Source organism: Arthrobacter sp. 05L45_2, assembly GCF_056397525.1.
The window spans coordinates 1-1,750 of the sequence record NZ_JBFTNO010000332.1 but is presented as its reverse complement, the minus strand read 5'-3'; the positions used below and the strand labels follow the sequence as shown (position 1 = coordinate 1,750).

Sequence of the window (1,750 nt, the reverse complement as noted above, 5' to 3'; positions counted from 1 at the left end):
CATTGCCGCGAAGTGCCAACCCGGCCGGGGGCGGGAGCTACCCGGCGTACTGGCGCACGCCGTCGAGCTCCGCCTCGAGTGCCAACAGCTGGCGTTCGACGGCGGCCGGCGCGGTGCCGCCCTGGGAGTTCCTGCTGTTGAGCGAACCCTCGGTGGAGAGGACCGTGCGGACTTCCGGGGTCAGGTGCTCCGAAATCGCCGCGTATTCCTCGTCCGTCAGGTCCCAGAGTTCGACGTCGCGGCTCTCGGCCCGCTTCACCGCGGCACCGGAGAGTTCGTGCGCCTCCCGGAAGGGGACACCCTGCCTGACCAGCCATTCGGCAATGTCCGTGGCCAGGGCGAATCCCTGGGGTGCCAGGGATTCCATCCGTTCGGTGTTGAACTTCAGCGTCGCGATCATGCCGGAGACGGCCGGGAGCAGCAGCTCCAGGGTGTCCGCGGCGTCGAAGACCGGTTCCTTGTCCTCCTGGAGGTCGCGGTTGTACGCCAGCGGGAGGCCCTTGAGGGTGGCGAGCAGCCCCGTGAGGTCGCCGATCAGCCGGCCGGCCTTGCCGCGGGCCAGTTCGGCCACGTCCGGGTTCTTCTTCTGCGGCATGATCGAGGAGCCCGTGGAGTAGGAATCGTGCAGGGTCACGAAGGAGAACTCCTTGGTGGCCCACAGGATCACTTCCTCCGACACCCGCGACAGGTCCACGCCGATCATGGCCGAAACCCAGGCGAACTCGGCAAAGACATCGCGGGAGGCGGTGCCGTCGATCGAGTTGTGCGTCGCCGAGTTGAAGCCCAGATCCGCTGCCACGGCCTCCGGGTCCAGGCCCAGCGAGGAACCGGCCAGTGCGCCGGACCCGTAGGGCGAAACGCCGGCGCGCTTGTCCCAGTCGGCGAGCCGCTGCACGTCGCGCAGCAGCGCCCAGGCGTGGGCCAGCAGGTGGTGGCTGAGCAACACAGGCTGGGCGTGCTGGAGGTGGGTGCGTCCCGGCATGGCCACGCCCGGGTGGGCCTTGGCCTGTTCCACCAGCGCGTCGATCGTGGCGACCACACCGCGGGCGATGATCCGCGCGTGGTCACGCAGGAACATCCGGCCCAGGGTGGCCACCTGGTCGTTGCGGGACCGGCCGGCGCGGAGCTTGCCGCCCAGCTGGGTGCCGGCCCGCTCGATCAGGCCGCGTTCCAGCGAACCGTGCACGTCCTCGTCGGACTCCGCCGGGGTGTAGGCCCCGGAGGCGACGTCGGCGTCCAGCCGGTCCAGCGCGTCCAGCATGCCGGCCAGCTCGGCGTCGTCCAGCAGCCCGGCCTTGTGCAGCACGCGGGCGTGCGCCTTGGACCCGGCAATGTCGTAGCGGGCCAGCCGCCAGTCAAAGTGCGTGGACTTGCTCAGCGCGGCGAGGGCGTCGGCGGGCCCGCCGGCGAACCGGCCGCCCCACAGCGCACCCGTATTGGTTGCCTCGGACTTGTGCTCAGCCACAGGGGCTACTTTCCWGCGACGCGGATGTCGCGGCCGGAGGCAACCTTGGCGGACATGCCCCACAGCTCGATGAAGCCGCGCRCCATCGACTGGTCGAAGGTGTCGCCGGTGTCGTAGGTGGCGAGGTCGAAGTCGTAGAGCGAGGTCTCGGAGCGGCGGCCGTTGACGATCGCCTGGCCGCCGTGCAGCACCATGCGGATGTCACCGGAGACATACTTCTGGGTGTCCTCGATGAAAGCATCGAGGGAGCGCTTGAGCGGGGAGAACCACTGGCCGTCGTAAACC

The 1,750-nt window shown here is 69.6% G+C and carries 1 protein-coding gene and 1 pseudogene; both read right to left on the bottom strand.

Going from position 1 to position 1,750, the window contains the following annotated elements:
- Positions 1 to 37: 37 nt before the first annotated feature.
- Entirely contained in the window at positions 38 to 1,465 is a 1,428-nt protein-coding gene (gene argH, locus AC1DHD_RS16140; RefSeq protein WP_476880675.1) for an argininosuccinate lyase, read from the bottom strand.
- Between the two features lie 5 nt (positions 1,466 to 1,470).
- Positions 1,471 to 1,750 (bottom strand): annotated as a pseudogene (locus AC1DHD_RS16135) (argininosuccinate synthase); the annotation flags it as partial.